Annotated in this window: 17 protein-coding genes; 10 read left to right on the forward strand and 7 right to left on the reverse strand. The window is 73.1% G+C overall.

Annotated elements, in window-relative coordinates:
* Nucleotides 1-48: 48 nt before the first annotated feature.
* Genes HHX33_RS08880 through mshA form a run of 3 tightly spaced genes read right to left on the reverse strand, consistent with a single transcriptional unit; the run spans nucleotide 49 to nucleotide 2,649 of the window.
* Nucleotides 49-792 (reverse strand): phosphoglyceromutase, encoded by a 744-nt coding sequence (locus tag HHX33_RS08880; protein WP_138460544.1) that lies wholly within the window; start codon nucleotides 790-792, stop codon nucleotides 49-51.
* A 39-nt stretch (nucleotides 793-831) separates the two neighbouring features.
* Nucleotides 832-1,317, reverse strand: a complete 486-nt coding sequence (locus tag HHX33_RS08885) for a YbjN domain-containing protein (protein ID WP_150930995.1) — start codon at nucleotides 1,315-1,317, stop codon at nucleotides 832-834.
* Nucleotides 1,318-1,326: 9 nt separating this feature from the next.
* Entirely contained in the window at nucleotides 1,327-2,649 is a 1,323-nt protein-coding gene (mshA, locus tag HHX33_RS08890; protein WP_182874135.1) for a D-inositol-3-phosphate glycosyltransferase, read from the reverse strand.
* A gap of 114 nt (nucleotides 2,650-2,763) precedes the next feature.
* Here mshA and HHX33_RS08895 point away from each other — a divergent pair, with 114 nt between their 5' ends.
* The 3 genes from HHX33_RS08895 to HHX33_RS08905 are packed head-to-tail and all read left to right on the forward strand — an operon-like array spanning nucleotide 2,764 to nucleotide 4,911.
* A complete protein-coding gene (locus HHX33_RS08895) occupies nucleotides 2,764-3,540 on the forward strand; it encodes an SDR family NAD(P)-dependent oxidoreductase (protein WP_182874192.1) in 777 nt (258 codons plus the stop codon).
* The gene (locus HHX33_RS08900) at nucleotides 3,537-4,373 is read left to right on the forward strand and encodes a class I SAM-dependent methyltransferase (protein WP_182874136.1); all 837 of its coding nucleotides are present in this window, start codon (nucleotides 3,537-3,539) and stop codon (nucleotides 4,371-4,373) included. The genes HHX33_RS08895 and HHX33_RS08900 overlap by 4 nt, the downstream gene beginning before the upstream one ends.
* Before the next feature lie 10 nt (nucleotides 4,374-4,383).
* A complete protein-coding gene (locus HHX33_RS08905) occupies nucleotides 4,384-4,911 on the forward strand; it encodes a GNAT family N-acetyltransferase (protein WP_182874137.1) in 528 nt (175 codons plus the stop codon).
* Between the two features lie 16 nt (nucleotides 4,912-4,927).
* On the opposite strand, the gene HHX33_RS08910 is transcribed toward HHX33_RS08905, so the two are convergent.
* Nucleotides 4,928-5,458 (reverse strand): O-acetyl-ADP-ribose deacetylase, encoded by a 531-nt coding sequence (locus HHX33_RS08910; protein ID WP_182874138.1) that lies wholly within the window; start codon nucleotides 5,456-5,458, stop codon nucleotides 4,928-4,930.
* Between the two features lie 51 nt (nucleotides 5,459-5,509).
* Between HHX33_RS08910 and HHX33_RS08915 the strand changes: the two genes are divergently transcribed.
* From HHX33_RS08915 to HHX33_RS08935, 5 genes are all read left to right on the forward strand, one after another.
* The gene (locus HHX33_RS08915; protein ID WP_111697688.1) at nucleotides 5,510-5,866 is read left to right on the forward strand and encodes a BlaI/MecI/CopY family transcriptional regulator; all 357 of its coding nucleotides are present in this window, start codon (nucleotides 5,510-5,512) and stop codon (nucleotides 5,864-5,866) included.
* Entirely contained in the window at nucleotides 5,863-6,789 is a 927-nt protein-coding gene (locus HHX33_RS08920) for a M56 family metallopeptidase (RefSeq protein WP_182874139.1), read from the forward strand. The genes HHX33_RS08915 and HHX33_RS08920 overlap by 4 nt, the downstream gene beginning before the upstream one ends.
* Before the next feature lie 101 nt (nucleotides 6,790-6,890).
* Nucleotides 6,891-7,325 (forward strand): helix-turn-helix domain-containing protein, encoded by a 435-nt coding sequence (locus tag HHX33_RS08925; protein WP_182874140.1) that lies wholly within the window; start codon nucleotides 6,891-6,893, stop codon nucleotides 7,323-7,325.
* Nucleotides 7,326-7,328: 3 nt separating this feature from the next.
* Nucleotides 7,329-7,715 carry a hypothetical protein gene (locus HHX33_RS08930; RefSeq protein WP_182874141.1) on the forward strand — a complete coding sequence of 129 codons (387 nt, stop codon included), beginning with the start codon at nucleotides 7,329-7,331 and terminating at the stop codon, nucleotides 7,713-7,715.
* 131 nt (nucleotides 7,716-7,846) lie between these two features.
* On the forward strand, nucleotides 7,847-8,176 hold the full coding sequence (locus tag HHX33_RS08935; RefSeq protein WP_182874142.1) for a DUF2516 family protein: 330 nt from the start codon (nucleotides 7,847-7,849) through the stop codon (nucleotides 8,174-8,176).
* A 13-nt stretch (nucleotides 8,177-8,189) separates the two neighbouring features.
* Here the strand turns inward: HHX33_RS08935 and HHX33_RS08940 are convergent, their stop codons facing one another.
* Nucleotides 8,190-9,161 (reverse strand): magnesium transporter CorA family protein, encoded by a 972-nt coding sequence (locus HHX33_RS08940; protein WP_182874143.1) that lies wholly within the window; start codon nucleotides 9,159-9,161, stop codon nucleotides 8,190-8,192.
* A 60-nt stretch (nucleotides 9,162-9,221) separates the two neighbouring features.
* Here HHX33_RS08940 and HHX33_RS08945 point away from each other — a divergent pair, with 60 nt between their 5' ends.
* Complete coding sequence (locus tag HHX33_RS08945) at nucleotides 9,222-10,901, forward strand: DUF2207 domain-containing protein (RefSeq protein WP_182874144.1); 1,680 nt, start codon at nucleotides 9,222-9,224, stop codon at nucleotides 10,899-10,901.
* Nucleotides 10,902-11,057: 156 nt separating this feature from the next.
* Here HHX33_RS08945 and HHX33_RS08950 read toward each other — a convergent pair whose 3' ends face one another.
* A complete protein-coding gene (locus tag HHX33_RS08950) occupies nucleotides 11,058-11,999 on the reverse strand; it encodes an asparaginase (RefSeq protein ID WP_182874145.1) in 942 nt (313 codons plus the stop codon).
* Between the two features lie 45 nt (nucleotides 12,000-12,044).
* On the opposite strand from HHX33_RS08950, the gene dtd reads away from it, so the two are divergent.
* Entirely contained in the window at nucleotides 12,045-12,470 is a 426-nt protein-coding gene (dtd, locus tag HHX33_RS08955; protein ID WP_111697694.1) for a D-aminoacyl-tRNA deacylase, read from the forward strand.
* Between the two features lie 119 nt (nucleotides 12,471-12,589).
* Here the strand turns inward: dtd and HHX33_RS08960 are convergent, their stop codons facing one another.
* Nucleotides 12,590-13,681, reverse strand: a complete 1,092-nt coding sequence (locus tag HHX33_RS08960; RefSeq protein WP_182874146.1) for a YgfZ/GcvT domain-containing protein — start codon at nucleotides 13,679-13,681, stop codon at nucleotides 12,590-12,592.
* Nucleotides 13,682-13,712 lie beyond the last annotated feature (31 nt).

The following is a 13,712-nucleotide window of genomic DNA, read 5'->3' on the forward strand; positions in this document are numbered from 1 at the left end:
GGCCGCGTCCCCTCGGGAGGGGCGCGGCCGTGGTGACGGAAGCGGGAGTTACTTCTTGCCCTGGTTGGCGACGGCCTCGATGGCGGCCGCGGCGGCGGCGGGGTCGAGGTACTCGCCCTTGCCGACCGGCCGGAAGTCGTCGTCGAGCTCGTAGCGCAGCGGGATGCCGGTGGGGATGTTCAGGCCCGCGATGTCCTCGTCGCTGATGCCCTCCAGGTGCTTGACCAGCGCGCGCAGGGAGTTGCCGTGCGCGACGACCAGCACCGTGCGGCCGCCGGTCAGGTCGGGGACGATCTCGTCGTACCAGTACGGCAGCATCCGGCCGACGACGTCCTTGAGGCACTCGGTGCGCGGCACCAGCTCCGACGGCAGCAGCGAGTAGCGGCCGTCGCCGAGCTGGGAGTACTCGTCGTCGTCGGCGATCGGCGGCGGCGGCACGTCGTACGACCGGCGCCACAGCATGAACTGCTCGTCGCCGAACTCGGCGCGGGTCTGCGCCTTGTCCTTGCCCTGGAGCGCCCCGTAGTGACGCTCGTTCAGCCTCCAGGAGCGCTTCACCGGGAGCCACAGCAGGTCGGCCGCCTCAAGGGCGATGTTGGCGGTCCTGATCGCCCGGGTGAGCACCGAGGTGTGCACCACGTCGGGCCGGATGCCGGCCTCGAGGAGCAGCTGCCCGCCCCGCCGCGCCTCCTCCTCGCCGGTCGGCGAGAGGGTGACGTCCACCCAACCGGTGAACAGGCCCTTGACGTTCCATTCGCTCTCACCGTGCCGCAGCAGCACCAAAGTAGCCATGCGGCCAATCCTATCGGCGTACGGTTGACGGCCCGTTGGTCAGGAGTCGACCACGCGGGCGAACGCCTGGAGGTTCGCCAGCGACTCGCCGCGCTTGACCCGCCACTCCCATTCGCGCCTGATGGACGACGCGAAGCCCAGCTCAAGGGCACGGTCGAACGACTCGTCCGAGTAGGTGAGCACGCAGCCGAGGATCCGGTCGATCTCCTCGCCGGTCACCGCGCCGAGCGGCAGCCGGCCGACCAGGTGCACGTCGCCCACGGCGTCCACGGCGAAGTGGACGCCGTACATCGAGCCGTTCTTGTGCAGCAGCCAGCGGTAGAACTCGGCGTGGTTCTCGTCGGGCTGCCGGCAGAAGAACGCCTCGACGGTCAGCGCCTGGTCGCCGACGACGAGCCAGGTCATGGTGGCGAGCTTGTGCCGGCCCGGCAGCTTCACCAGGAACGCGCCCGGTCTGGGCTGTTCGTAGGACAGCTCGGCGGACTCCAGCGCCGACTCGATCACGGCTTCGAGCTCGGTTCTCATCTCGCCAGACTACGAGCTGACCGCGATGGGAGTGCGGTGGAGCTGGGCCTTGGCGCCGGCGTAGACCTCGGCGAGGCGGGCGGCGGTCGCCGACCAGCCGAAGGCGGTCGCGTGCTCCACGGCGCTGGCGGCGAGCGCGGCGAGCCGCTCGGGACGCCCGGTCAGCAGGCCCAGCTCCCGCGCCCAGTCGTGCGGGTCGTGCCCGTCCACCAGCACGCCGGACACGCCGTCCCGGACGGCGGTGCGCAGCCCGCCGACCGCGGCGGCGACGACGGGGGTGCCGCACGCCTGCGACTCCAGCGCCACCAGGCCGAACGACTCGTTGTGCGAGGGCACGACGGTCACGTCGGCGGCCCGGTACCAGTCGGCGAGCTCGTGCTGCGGGGCGGGCGGCGCGAGCCGTACGACGTCGGAGATGCCGAGCTCGGCGGCGAGGTCGCTGAGCAGCGCGGGACGGGCGAGGCCGTTGCCGCTGGGCCCGCCCACGCAGGCGACGACGAGCCGCGACCGCAGCGAGGGGTCCTCGACGAGCATCCGGGCGGCGGCCCTGAGCAGCACGTCGGGGGCCTTGAGCGGCTGGATGCGGCCCACGAACAGCAGCACGTGGGCGTCCTGCGGGAGGCCGAGGCGGCGCCGGGCGGCGCCCTTCGACGCGGGCTGGAAGACGGCGAGGTTCACGCCGGGATTGACCACGGCCACGCGCTCACGCGGCGCCTTGTAGAGGTCGATCAGCTCCTCCGCCTCGGCGGCGGTGTTGGCGACCAGGCGGTCGGCGACCTCCACGACCTGCTCCTCGCCCAGCACCCGCATCGCCGGCTCGGGCTTGTCGCCCTCCGCGAGCAGGGCGTTCTTGACCTTGGCCATCGTGTGCATGGTGTGCACGAGCGGCACGCCCCAGCGCTCCTTGGCCAGCCAGCCCACCTGGCCGGACAGCCAGTAGTGGGAATGGATCACGTCGTAGCGGCCGGGGTCGTACATCGCCTCGGTGCGCAGGACGCCGGACAGGAAGCCGCACAACTGGCCCGGGAGGTCGGCGCGGCCGAGCTCCTCGTACGGCCCCGCCGTGACGTGGCGGACCAGCACGCCGGGGCTCAGCTCGGCCTCCGGCGGCAGGTCGCGTGCGGTGCGCCGCGTGAAGATCTCCACCTCGATGCCGAGCGCGGCGAGCCGCTTGGCGACCTCGAGAATGTAGACGTTCATGCCGCCCGCGTCGCCCGTGCCCGGCTGGTCAAGCGGGGACGTGTGCACGCTTATGGTCGCGACGCGGTTGACCCGACGCCGAAAGACCGACACCCGAACCACCTCCGAAAGGCTTACAACCACCAAAATCATCACCGGATTCCCCGACACCTGTGAGCGCCGGGGGTCCTGAGAGGATGGCGGCTGCCTCAGGGGGACTCCCGGGGGCGCCCAGAGGAGCGGCGTAGAGGGAGGATGTCGGTGACGATGACCGATCCGACGGTGACCGATCCGGAGGTCAGGACCGCGGTGGTGACCGGCGCCAGCAGCGGCATCGGCGAGGCGACGGCCCGGCGGCTCGCCGCCGAGGGCTACCGCGTGGTGGCCGCGGCGCGGCGGCGGGACCGGCTCGACAAGCTGGCGGCCGAGGTGCCGGGCGTCCGCCCGGTGACGCTCGACGTGACCGACCAGGCGTCGGTGGACGCGCTGGCCGGCTCGCTCGACCGCTGCGACGTCCTGGTGAACAACGCCGGCGGCGCGTTCGGGCTGGAGCCGGTGGCGGGAGCCCAGGTGGACGACTGGCAGCGGATGTACGACGTGAACGTGCTCGGCGCCCTGCGGGTGACCCGGGCCCTGCTGCCGAAGCTCGTCGCGTCGGGTGACGGCGTGCTGGTGATGCTCACCTCGACGGCGGCCTTCGTGTCGTACGAGGGGGGCGGCGGCTACTGCGCGGCCAAGCACGCGCAGACCGCGATGACCGAGACCCTCCGCCTGGAGCTGTGCGGCGAGCCGGTGCGGGTGGTCGAGGTCGCCCCGGGCATGGTGAAGACCGACGAGTTCGCGCTGACCCGCTTCGGGGGCGACGCCGAGCGGGCGGCCAAGCTGTACGAGGGCGTCCCCGGCCCGCTGACCGCCGACGACATCGCCGACGTGATCGCCTTCGCGGTGACCCGCCCGGCCCACGTCAACATCGACCGGCTGGTCGTGCGGCCCCGGGCCCAGGCCGCCCAGCACAAGGTGCACCGGGTCACGTCCGGGTCATGAGGCCGGTCCGGCCCGGCCGGCCCGTCGGGGCGGTCACCCGCGGCACGACCGGGCACAACCGGCTGCGCCGCTGCGACCGCTGGATCGCCGCCGTGTACGGCCCGCTGCTGCGCTCGGGCCGCGCGGGGACGGCGCCGCCGCTGGTGGTCGACCTCGGCTACGGCGCGTCCCACGTCACGACGACCGAGCTGTTCACCAGGCTGCGCCGGGTCTGCCCGGTCGTCGAGGTGGTGGGCGTCGAGATCGACCCCGGCCGGGTCGCGGCGGCCAGGCCGTACGAGCGGGAGGGGCTGTCGTTCGTCAGGGGCGGCTTCGAGCTGCCGGTCCCCCGCCCGCCGCTGATCGTCCGCGCGTTCAACGTGCTGCGGCAGTACGGCGAGGACGAGGCGTGGGCGCACTGGGACCTGCTCCGCGCGGGCCTGCACCCCTCGGGAGTGGTCGTCGAGGGCACCTGCTCGGAGATCGGCCACCGGGCGACCTGGGTGGCGCTCGGCGCCGAGGGGCCGCGGACGCTGACCTTCGCGGCCCGCTTCACCGGCTTCGGGCGGCCGTCCGACCTGGCCGAGCGGCTGCCCAAGACGCTGATCCACCGCAACGTCCCCGGGCAGCCGGTCCACGCGTTCCTGGCGGACTGGGACCGCGCCTGGGCGACCTGCGCCCCCTTCGGCGCGTACGGCGCCCGGCAGCGCTGGATCAGGGCGGCCGAGCTGGTGGCGCGGGACTGGCCGGTGGAGACCCTGCCGCCGGCCGGGGGCCCGGGACGGTGGCGGCTCGGCGAGCTGACCCTGCCGTGGAGCGGTATCGCCCCGAGCGCCTCTCCCGGTGCTTGGTAACGTCCGGGCCATGCGTTTCGTCCTCGACCCGGAGATGACCCCCGAGCTCTTCGAGCAGCTCCTGCTCTGCTGGACGGAGGTGACCAACGCGGACGGCGCCGTCGGCTTCGTGCCTCCCGTGACGCCGGACGTCATCAGGCCGACGGCGGAGAAGGCGTTCGCCCGGACCCGCTCCGCGAGTGGGCCGGGAGCCCCGGACAGCCTCCTCGCCGGGTTCGGCGACGACGGCGAGGTCGCCGCCTGGCTCATCCTGGCCGACAACGACTCGCGCCTGCGGGCGCACTGGCGGTGGGTGCTGCGGGTCATGGTCCACCCCAAGCACCAGGGCAAGGGGTACGGCCGGGCCCTGCTGAGCGCGGCCGACGACGCCGCGCGGTCCCTCGGCCTGGAGGCGCTGCAGCTCACCTGCCGCGGCGGCACCGGGGTGGACGCCTTCTACGCGAGCGCGGGCTACCGGGAGGTCGGCCGGGTGCCCCGCTCGATCCGGCTGGCGCCCGGCGACGAGCGGGACGAGATCTACATGCTCCGGTGGCTCTGAATCCTTGGCCCAATGCTTAGGCCGGCTCCGCGAGAGCGGTCTCGAACGCGGCATAGGCTGCGTTACTGAACAGTACGAACCGCACCTCGCGGACGGCTGACCCGGCCTGCCGCAGGGTGGTCATTCGTACGGTGGTCAGCGCGATGCGGGCGGCGTCCTCCATCGGCCACCGGTAGACCCCGGTGGAGATGGCGGGGAAGGCCACGGTGGCGGCGCCCAACCGGCCGGCGACGGCCAGCGACTCCCGATAGCAGGAGGCGAGCAGATGGGATCGGTCCTCGTCCGGCGAGTACACGGGCCCGACCGTGTGGATCACCCATCGGGCGGGCAGCCGTCCGGCGGTGGTCTCGACGGCCTGCCCGGCCGGCAGCCCCCGGCCGTACCGGGAGGCACGCAGCGCCCGGCACTCCTCCAGGATCGCCGGACCGCCGCGCCGGTGGATGGCCCCGTCCACGCCTCCGCCGCCCAGCAGGGACGAGTTGGCCGCGTTGACGATCGCGTCGACCCGCTGCTCGGTGATGTCTCCCTCGACCAGAACGATGTTCATGTGCGTCACCTCTCTACAGGACGTAGTACTACCCCAGGTAGCCTTGGAGGTGTGAAGGGACTGGGAGAGCTCGAACGCAGCATCATGGACATTCTCTGGGCGGAGAACGCGCCGCTCACGGCCCGCGAGGTCGGGCGTCTCATCGAGGACCGCGATCTCGCGCCGACGACCGTGATGACCGTGCTCGACCGGCTCTCCCGCAAGGGGTTCCTCACCCGCACCCGGGACGGGCGGGCCTGGCGCTACCAGCCCGCCGCGAGCCGCGACGCGTACGTCGCCGAGCTGATGCTCGAAGCGCTCGACATGACCGGCGACCGGGACGCGGCGCTGACCCGCTTCGCCCAGGCCGTCTCCGGCACGGAGGCCGAGATCCTCCGGAAAGCGCTCACGGAGCTGGGGGAAGAGTGATCGCGGCGGCGGTCTTAGCCGCGCTCGCGACGACCTGCGCGCTGGCCGCGTGGCGGCTGACCTTCGCGCGCTGGACCTGGCGCGCCCCGCGCACGGCGATCCTGCTCTGGCAGTCGCTCGGGGTGACCTGGGGGCTCGCCTCCACCGGCGCCCTGCTCGCCTTCGCCCTCGGCCCTTACGGCAAGGGGGTCGTGCACGGCCTGGCCGAGTTCCTGGCGGGATTCCTGGCGAGCGTGGGGTCCAGCGTGCGCGACCCGTACGACATGGTCCGGCTGGCCGCGCTGATCGCGGGCCTGTCGCTGCTCGCGGTGCTGGTGGCCCTGCCGCTCGCGGCGGGGGCGCAGACGCTGCGGGCCCGCCGCAGGCACCGGCTGCTGCTCGCGCTGGTGGCCAGGGACGAACCGGCCGTGCCCGGCGTGCGGGTGGTCGACTTCCCCGGCGCCGCCGCGTACTGCCTGCCCGGGCTGAAGTCGCAGGTGGTGATCAGCGACGGCACCCTGCACCTGCTGTCGTCCGCCGAGTTGGAGGCCGTGCTCGCGCACGAGGCCGCGCACGTGCGCGAACGCCACGACCTGGTGCTGCTGCCGTTCGCCGCACTGCGCCGCGCCCTGCCGTGGTCGAAGCTGGTGCGCGACGCGCAGGCGTCGGTCGAGCTGCTGATCGAGATGGCCGCCGACGACCGCGCCCGCCGGCGTTGCTGCCCCCGCAGGCTGGCCACGGCCCTGCTGCGGTTCGGCACCTCGGCCGCGCTGCCCACGCCGCAGGGCGCGCTGGGGGCGTCCGCGTCGTCGAGCGTGATGGCCAGGGTCGACCGGCTCGTGCGTCCCGAGGTGTCGCTTCCCGCCGCGCAGCGCTTCCTGATCCTGATCGGGTCGGTGGTGCTCGCGACCAGCGCGCCGCTGCTCTGGCTGCTCCCCGGCTGAGACCGCCTCCCGGCCCGGCCGTTACCTGACCAACGCTTGGGTGTTAGCTGAAGTTAGCCACTCAGTTTGCAATTGCAAGCAGTGCGATGCAGACTGGGGACATGGAACTGCCCAAGGTCGGCTCGCTCGGTGAGTACATCCGCCAGCAGCGGCAGCAGGCGAAGATCTCACTCCGCCAGCTCGCCGCGCAGGCCGGCGTGTCGAACCCTTACCTGAGCCAGGTCGAACGGGGCTTGCGCAAGCCGAGCGCGGAGATACTGAACCAGATCGCCAAGGGTCTGCACATCTCCGCCCAGGCGCTGTACATCCAGGCCGGCCTCATCGAGGACCGCGAGCCACACAGCGACGTGCTGGCCGCGATCCGGGCCGACGTGGCACTCACCTCGCGGCAACGCCAGGTGCTCGTCGATATCTACGAGTCGTTCCGCAAGGAGAACCGGGCCGGCGCCGCGCAGCCGCCGCAATCGGCCGCGCATCTCGGGGACGACCCGGTTCCCTCGCGTGACGGCTTGACGCCGGATTCGCAGGAAGGATAACCCATGACCACCATCGTCACCCAGGCCAAGAAGATCACCGAGAGCAAGCCGTTCTACGCCCTCACCGGGGCCGGCGACTTCGCCGTGGAGAAGGCCCGCGCCTACGCCTCCACGGTGCAGGACAGGGCCGAGACCGTCGCGCGCGAGCTGCCGGAGAAGGCCCGCGGCTACGCCGACGCCGCCGCCACGCAGATCAACCGCCTGTACGACGACCTCGCCACCCGTGGCCGCAAGGTCGTCAGCCGGGTGAGCGGCGAGGCCGCGCTGGAGCTCACCGAGGTCTCGGAGACCGCCGAGCCGGCGATCGCCGCCGAGGTCACCAGCGGGGCCACCACCGGGAAGCGGACCACGGGCGGCCGCACCCGCGCCACCACCGCGAACCGCGGCTGACCTTCCGCCCACGCCGGCGACACCGCGGCCCGCCTTCCCCTGGGGGAGGCGGGCCGCCGCCGTCCACGCCACCTGTCGGCGGCGCCCATTAGTCTTGGGGTCGTCGGCCACCTTGACCATGCGGAGAACCAATGTTCGGGCTCCACGGAATCCTCTCCATCATCTTCTGGCTGCTCTCCCTGGCGGCCTTCCTGCTGTGCGTCGTGGCGCTGGTCCACGCCGTGCGCATCCCGGCCCGGGCCTTCCCCGCGGCGGGCAAGCAGACCAAGCAGCTCTGGCTGATCATTCTCGGCTTCGCGACGTTGTTCACCTTCGCCGCGGCGGTCCAGTACCTGGGCGCGCTGAGCATCTTCACGATCGCGGCGGTCATCGCGGCGGGCATCTACCTCGCCGACGTGAAGCCCGCGGTCAACGAGCACAAGGGCGGCGGCGGCAACCAGGGGCCGTACGGACCCTGGTGACGGGGGTGGCGCCTCAGAGCCAGTCGCGCGCCCGGAACACCCGGTAGAGCGTGGCGGAGGCGACGACGATCAGCACGCTGGACGTCCAGAAGCCCCAGTGATGCCCGAAGCCGGGGAACGGGATGTTCTGGCCGTAGAATCCCGTGATCAAGGTCGGCACCGCGATGATCGCGGCCCAGCTGGTCACCCGCTTCATGATCAGGTTCATCCTGTTGCCCTGCATGGTCAGCTGCGTCTCGCGGATGTTGCCCACCAGGTCGCGCAGCGACTCGGTCCACTCGGTGGCGCGCAGCACCTGGTCGTACACGTCCTGGAAGTACGGCGCCATCTCCCCGTCGCCGACCATGCCGTTGCGGCGCAGAAGCGTGTTCACCGCCTCCCGCATGGGCATCACGACCCGGCGGAGCGTGACCAGGCTCTTGCGCAGCTCGAACGTGCGCCGCTGCTCCTCCCGGCTCACCGGCCGCTCGCCGAAGACCGTGTCCTCCAGGTCCTCCACCTGCTCGTCCATCGCCTCGACGGTCGCGAAGTGGCTGTCCACCACGTAGTCGAGCAGGCCGTGCAGGAGGAACGCGACGCCGTGCCGGGCGAGCTCCGCCCCCTCGTCCCAGCGCCGCATCACCTCCTCGACGGAGAACTCGTCCGACTGCCGCACGGTGACCAGCGCGTTCGAGGTGATGAAGGCGGCGGCGTCGGCGACCCGCACCTCGCCGGTCCCGGAGTCGAAAGCGGACGCGTAGACGCTCAGGAACATGTGGCCGTCGTAGACGTCCAGCTTGGGCCGCTGCCGGCGTTGCAGCGCGTCCTCCACCGCCAGGGCGTGCAGCCCGAGCTCCTCGCTGATCGCGTGGAGGTCCTCCTCGGTGGGGTCGCACATGTCGAACCACACCACGGCCGCCGGATCCCTGACGTGCTCGGAGACGTCGGCGACCGGAAAGCCCTCGGCCTCCAGGACGCCGTTCCGGTACAACCGGGTGTGTCCCATGGACGGTAACCCTACCGACCCCGCGAAACGTGTCGGATGGGACCGATAAGGTTTCGGCTCATGCTGGATCTCGCGCGCCGGCTCGGACCGGCGGCACTGCTCGCCGCCCTCGCCGTCCTCGCCGTCTCCCCCGCGCACGCCTCGCCCGCACCCGCTCAGCCCGCACGCGCCGCGGCGGCGCCCGCCGACAAGGACGAGGTGGCCCTGGAGCTCCGCAAGGACGGCGTGCTCCACGTGAAGGAGACGGTCACCCCCGCCGGCGGGACCGTGCGGCGCACGCCTATCACCCGCACCCGCTTCGACGACGGCCACGACCGCGTCTACCGCCTCTCCAACGTCAAGGGCGGCTCGTACGACGGGGAGACCCTGACGTTCGGCGGCACGGTCGAGTACGACGTGACCGGCGCCGTCTCGCCCGTCGCCGACGGGGGCGAGGAGCTGCGCTGGTTCGCGGTGTCCGGCCCGGTGCGGGACGCGGTGGTGACCGTGACCGGCCCGGGCAGGGTGCAGAACCTGTCCTGCTTCGCGGGCGAGCCCGGCGCGGCCACGGCCTGCACCGGCGCGTCGGTCGACGAGACCGGCGCCACCGCCGTCTTCGAGCAGCAGGACCTCCGGCAGGGCCAGACGCTCACCGTCGTCGTCGGCTATCCGAAGGGCGCGACGGGCGCGGCCCCGATCCTGGAGCGCAGGTTCGAACTGTCCAACGCGTTCGCGCTGAACGCGGTGACCGGCGGGTCGCTCGCGGCGCTGCTGGTCCTGCTGCTGGGCGGCGTGGGGCTGCTGTACTGGACGCGCGGGCGCGACGCCCGGGTGATCGGCAGTGAGACGGCCGGCACCGGGACGGCAGGCGGCGGGACGACAGGCGACTGGCTGACCCAGGTCAGCGGCCACGGCGGGCGCTTCACCCCGCCGGACGGGGTGCGGCCCGGGCAGATCGGCACGCTGGTCGACGAGCAGGCCGACGTGGTCGACGTGACCGCGACCCTCGTGGACCTCGCCGTGCGCGGCTTCCTGCGGATCGACGAGCAGCCCCGGCAGACGTACGAGTCCCCCGACTGGTGCCTGGTCAAGCTGCCCGGGGCCCCGATCGGCGACCTGCTCCCCTACGAGCGCGCGCTCTGGGACGCGGTCTTCGACGGCCGCGACAGGGTGCTGCTGTCGCAGCTGCACGGGTCCTTCGCCACCCGCCTCACGGCGGTGCGCGACGCGCTCTACCAGGACGTGGTGGACCAGGGCTGGTTCGCCCGGCGGCCCGACTCGGTGCGGTCGCGCTGGACCACCCTCGGAGTGGTCGTGCTCGCGCTCGGGGTGGTCGCCACGGTCCTGCTCGCCTGGTTCACGTCGTACGGCCTGCTGGGACCGGCTCTGATCATCGCGGGGGCGGCCCTGGCCTTCGGCGGCCAGTACATGCCGGCCAAGACCGCCAAGGGTGCCGAGGCGCTGGCGCACACCCTCGGCTTCCGGGAGTACCTCGCCCACGCGAGCGCCGACGACGTGCCCCCGGACCGCCGGGTGGAGCTGTTCTCCCGCTACCTGCCGTACGCGGTGATCTTCGACAACGTGGACCGGTGGGCGGGGATCGTCGGCACGTTCACGGGCGACGGCCGGCAGGCCGACCACCTGTACTGGTACCAGGGGCCGGCGGAGTGGGACCTGTCCAGGTTCGCCGACTCGATGCGGACGTTCACGCTGACCACCTCCGGCGCGATCTCGTCCTCCCGCCAGTTCCGCTCCCTCTGATCCCCCCGCCCCCGGACCAGAGGGCGGGGGGATTCGGGCGGAGGGCACTCGGGCGGGGTGGGAGGCGCAGCGGGCCGCGACTCGGGCGGATCAGGCGGCTCTCACGCCCGGTGGGGTCGGACGGCGTGGACGCGGACCTCTCCCACGCCTGGCGGGTCAGGCGGCGTGGACGCGGACCTCCCCGACCGGGACGCCGCCGCCGAACAGCGGCGTGGTCGCGAGCCCGGCGAACTCGGGGGCGTCGATCCCGGCCGCGCGCAGGGCGGCGACGGTGACCGGCACGCGGGCCCGCCCGCCGCCGTCCACGATCTTCACGGCGCCGGCCCGGCCCTCGGCGTCGGCGAAGGCGTCGAACGCCTCCGCGCCCGACTTCACCAGCAGCCCGGGAACGGCCCGCATCAGCAGGGCCTCGGCCCGGGTCGTGCCGCTCGTCCACTCGGGGTGCGCGCGCATCGCGTCGGCGACGCGCCGCTCCGGGGTGCCGTCCGGGGCGAGCGTGAGGCGGCGGAAGGCGCGGGCGACCGCCGCCATCGAGACGAAGAACAGCGGTGCCCCGCAGCCGTCCACGCCGGTCGCCGCGACCCGTTCGCCGGTGAGTTCCTCCACCGTGGCGCGGATCGCGCGCTGCAGCGGGTGCCCGGGATGCGGGTAGCCGTCCACCGGCCAGCCGTTGACCACGCAGGTGGCGAGCATCGCCGCGTGCTTGCCCGAGCAGTTCATGAAGACGCGGCGGGCCTCGCCGTACTGCCGCAGGACCTGGCGGCTCGCCTCCTCGTCCAGCGGCAGGTCCTCGGGGCAGCGCAGGAAGGACTCGTCCAGTCCCGCACCCGCGAGGATCTTCCGTGCGCCGTCGACGTGGAAGGGCTCCCCGCTGTGGCTGGCGGCGGCCAGCGCGAGCAGTTCCCCCTCCAGCGGCAGGCCGGCCCGGACCATCGCGAGCGCCTGCAGCGGCTTCATCGCGGAGCGGGGCGAGGCGAGACTCGCCGTGTCCCCGCGCACGAGGGCCGGGGAACCGTCCGCCCCGATCACGTGCACGCGTGCGCGGTGCACGGACTCGACGAACCCCGAACGGACGACCTCCACCACTATCTCCGACATGGGGCGCAGTCTACGAAGGCCCGGGACATGGCAGAATCCGGGGGCATGCGTGCCGTCGTACAGCGGGTCAGTTCCGCGTCGGTTGTGGTGGAGGGGCGTGTCGTCGGAGCGATCGACGAGCCCGGCCTGCTGGTGCTCGTGGGCGTCACCCACACCGACGGGCGGGCCGAGGCGGCGAGGCTCGCCGCCAAACTGTGGGGGCTGCGGATCCTGCACGGCGAGAAGTCGTGTTCCGACGTCGGCGCCCCGCTGCTCGTCATCAGCCAGTTCACCCTGTACGGCGACGCCCGCAGGGGCCGCAGGCCCACCTGGCAGTCGGCCGCCCCCGGCCCGGTGGCCGAGCCGCTGGTGGAGGCGGTGGTGGCCGAACTGCGGACGCTCGGCGCGCGGGTCGAGACGGGCCTCTTCGGCGCCGACATGAAGGTGACCCTCACCAACGACGGCCCGATCACCCTCGTCCTGGACGTCTGAGCCGCCGCGGCCGGGGCGCGGCACGGATTCCGCACGAGGCTCAGATTCCGCCCGAGGCGTGATCCTCACCGGCCGAGGGAGTCCCAGCCGGCGGACGCGGGTGATCGGCAGGGGCGCCGTCAGCGGACGCGGCGGCGCAGGGCGGGGTCGATGTGCACGTTGCGGCCCGCGTCCGGCGGCACGACGACCTCCTGGCTCGCCGCCACGCCACCGGCCAGCAGGTCGATGTCCACCGGCACCGTCCGCTTGACGACCGCGAGGGCGATCGGGCCCAGCTCGTAGTGACGGGCCGATGAGCCCACGAACCCGAGCTGGCCTGGCTCGGCCGCGCCCTCCACGGCCGCCTCCGGCTCCGCCTCGACCGGGGTGCTCACGCCGAGCGTCACCGGGGCGCCGTGGGGAGGCAGGCTGTCGACGCTGCCGTCGAGGTGCAGGAAGACCAGGCGGCGGGGCGGGTGGCCGAGGTTGTGCACCCGGGCGACCGTCTCCTGCCCCCGGTAGCAGCCCTTGCTCAGGTGGACCGCCACGCCGATCCAGCCGACCTCGTGGGGGATCGTCTTGTGGTCGGTCTCGAACCCGAGCCGGGGCACGTGGGCCGCGATGCGCAGCGCCTCGTAGGCCCACAGACCGGCGGGGCGCAGGCCCAGCTCCTCCGGGAGACCGGCCAGCCGCCCGCGCGGCACGAGCAGGTCACCGTTGCCCATCACGACGGTCCCCTCAGGGAGCGCCCGGCCCTCCGCCCGGCTCTCCTCCTCGGCCACCGGCTCACCCGCGGGGGCGGGCGGCGCGACGGAGACCACCGCGTAGTCCGAGGTGAGCTCGGCGACCTCGACCCGCAGCATGAACCGCATCTTCTCCAGGAAGGCGACCAGCTCGGCCGCCGTGCCCGGTTCCACGTGCGCCCACACCGCCTCGCCGTCGTCCACCAGGGTCAGGTGGTGCTCGACGCGGCCCTGGCCGTCCAGCAGCAGCGCCTGGGCGGGCGTGCCCGGCTGGAGCGTGTCGAGTTTCTGCGAGCTGAGGCTGTTGAGCCAGCTCAGCCGGTCGGGTCCGGCGATGCGCACGACCTCGCGGTCGCTCCGGTCGACCAGCGCCCGCCCCTCGGCGAGCGCGCGCTGCTCGGCGTAGGGGTCGCCGTAGTGGGCCGCCACCGTCTCGTCCGGCGCCTGCGCGGCCACCGCGCCGGATGTGTCAAGCAAAGGGCTCCGCATGCCCCAAGGCTATTCGGTCCCCCGCGACCGT

This window comes from Microbispora sp. H10670, assembly GCF_014161385.1.
In the GTDB taxonomy this organism is placed as follows: Bacteria; Actinomycetota; Actinomycetes; order Streptosporangiales; family Streptosporangiaceae; genus Microbispora; species Microbispora triticiradicis.

What these genes read in the sequence shown, in the direction of transcription:
- HHX33_RS08880 (WP_138460544.1), bottom strand. Translation starts at nt 792, where the DNA reads ATGGCTACTTTGGTGCTGCTGCGGCACGGTGAGAGCGAATGGAACGTC.
- HHX33_RS08885 (WP_150930995.1), bottom strand. Translation starts at nt 1,317, where the DNA reads ATGAGAACCGAGCTCGAAGCCGTGATCGAGTCGGCGCTGGAGTCCGCC.
- mshA (WP_182874135.1), bottom strand. Translation starts at nt 2,649, where the DNA reads ATGATTTTGGTGGTTGTAAGCCTTTCGGAGGTGGTTCGGGTGTCGGTC.
- HHX33_RS08895 (WP_182874192.1), top strand. Translation starts at nt 2,764, where the DNA reads ATGACCGATCCGACGGTGACCGATCCGGAGGTCAGGACCGCGGTGGTG.
- HHX33_RS08900 (WP_182874136.1), top strand. Translation starts at nt 3,537, where the DNA reads ATGAGGCCGGTCCGGCCCGGCCGGCCCGTCGGGGCGGTCACCCGCGGC.
- HHX33_RS08905 (WP_182874137.1), top strand. Translation starts at nt 4,384, where the DNA reads ATGCGTTTCGTCCTCGACCCGGAGATGACCCCCGAGCTCTTCGAGCAG.
- HHX33_RS08910 (WP_182874138.1), bottom strand. Translation starts at nt 5,458, where the DNA reads ATGAACATCGTTCTGGTCGAGGGAGACATCACCGAGCAGCGGGTCGAC.
- HHX33_RS08925 (WP_182874140.1), top strand. Translation starts at nt 6,891, where the DNA reads ATGGAACTGCCCAAGGTCGGCTCGCTCGGTGAGTACATCCGCCAGCAG.
- HHX33_RS08930 (WP_182874141.1), top strand. Translation starts at nt 7,329, where the DNA reads ATGACCACCATCGTCACCCAGGCCAAGAAGATCACCGAGAGCAAGCCG.
- HHX33_RS08935 (WP_182874142.1), top strand. Translation starts at nt 7,847, where the DNA reads ATGTTCGGGCTCCACGGAATCCTCTCCATCATCTTCTGGCTGCTCTCC.
- HHX33_RS08940 (WP_182874143.1), bottom strand. Translation starts at nt 9,161, where the DNA reads ATGGGACACACCCGGTTGTACCGGAACGGCGTCCTGGAGGCCGAGGGC.
- HHX33_RS08945 (WP_182874144.1), top strand. Translation starts at nt 9,222, where the DNA reads ATGCTGGATCTCGCGCGCCGGCTCGGACCGGCGGCACTGCTCGCCGCC.
- HHX33_RS08950 (WP_182874145.1), bottom strand. Translation starts at nt 11,999, where the DNA reads ATGTCGGAGATAGTGGTGGAGGTCGTCCGTTCGGGGTTCGTCGAGTCC.
- dtd (WP_111697694.1), top strand. Translation starts at nt 12,045, where the DNA reads ATGCGTGCCGTCGTACAGCGGGTCAGTTCCGCGTCGGTTGTGGTGGAG.
- HHX33_RS08960 (WP_182874146.1), bottom strand. Translation starts at nt 13,681, where the DNA reads ATGCGGAGCCCTTTGCTTGACACATCCGGCGCGGTGGCCGCGCAGGCG.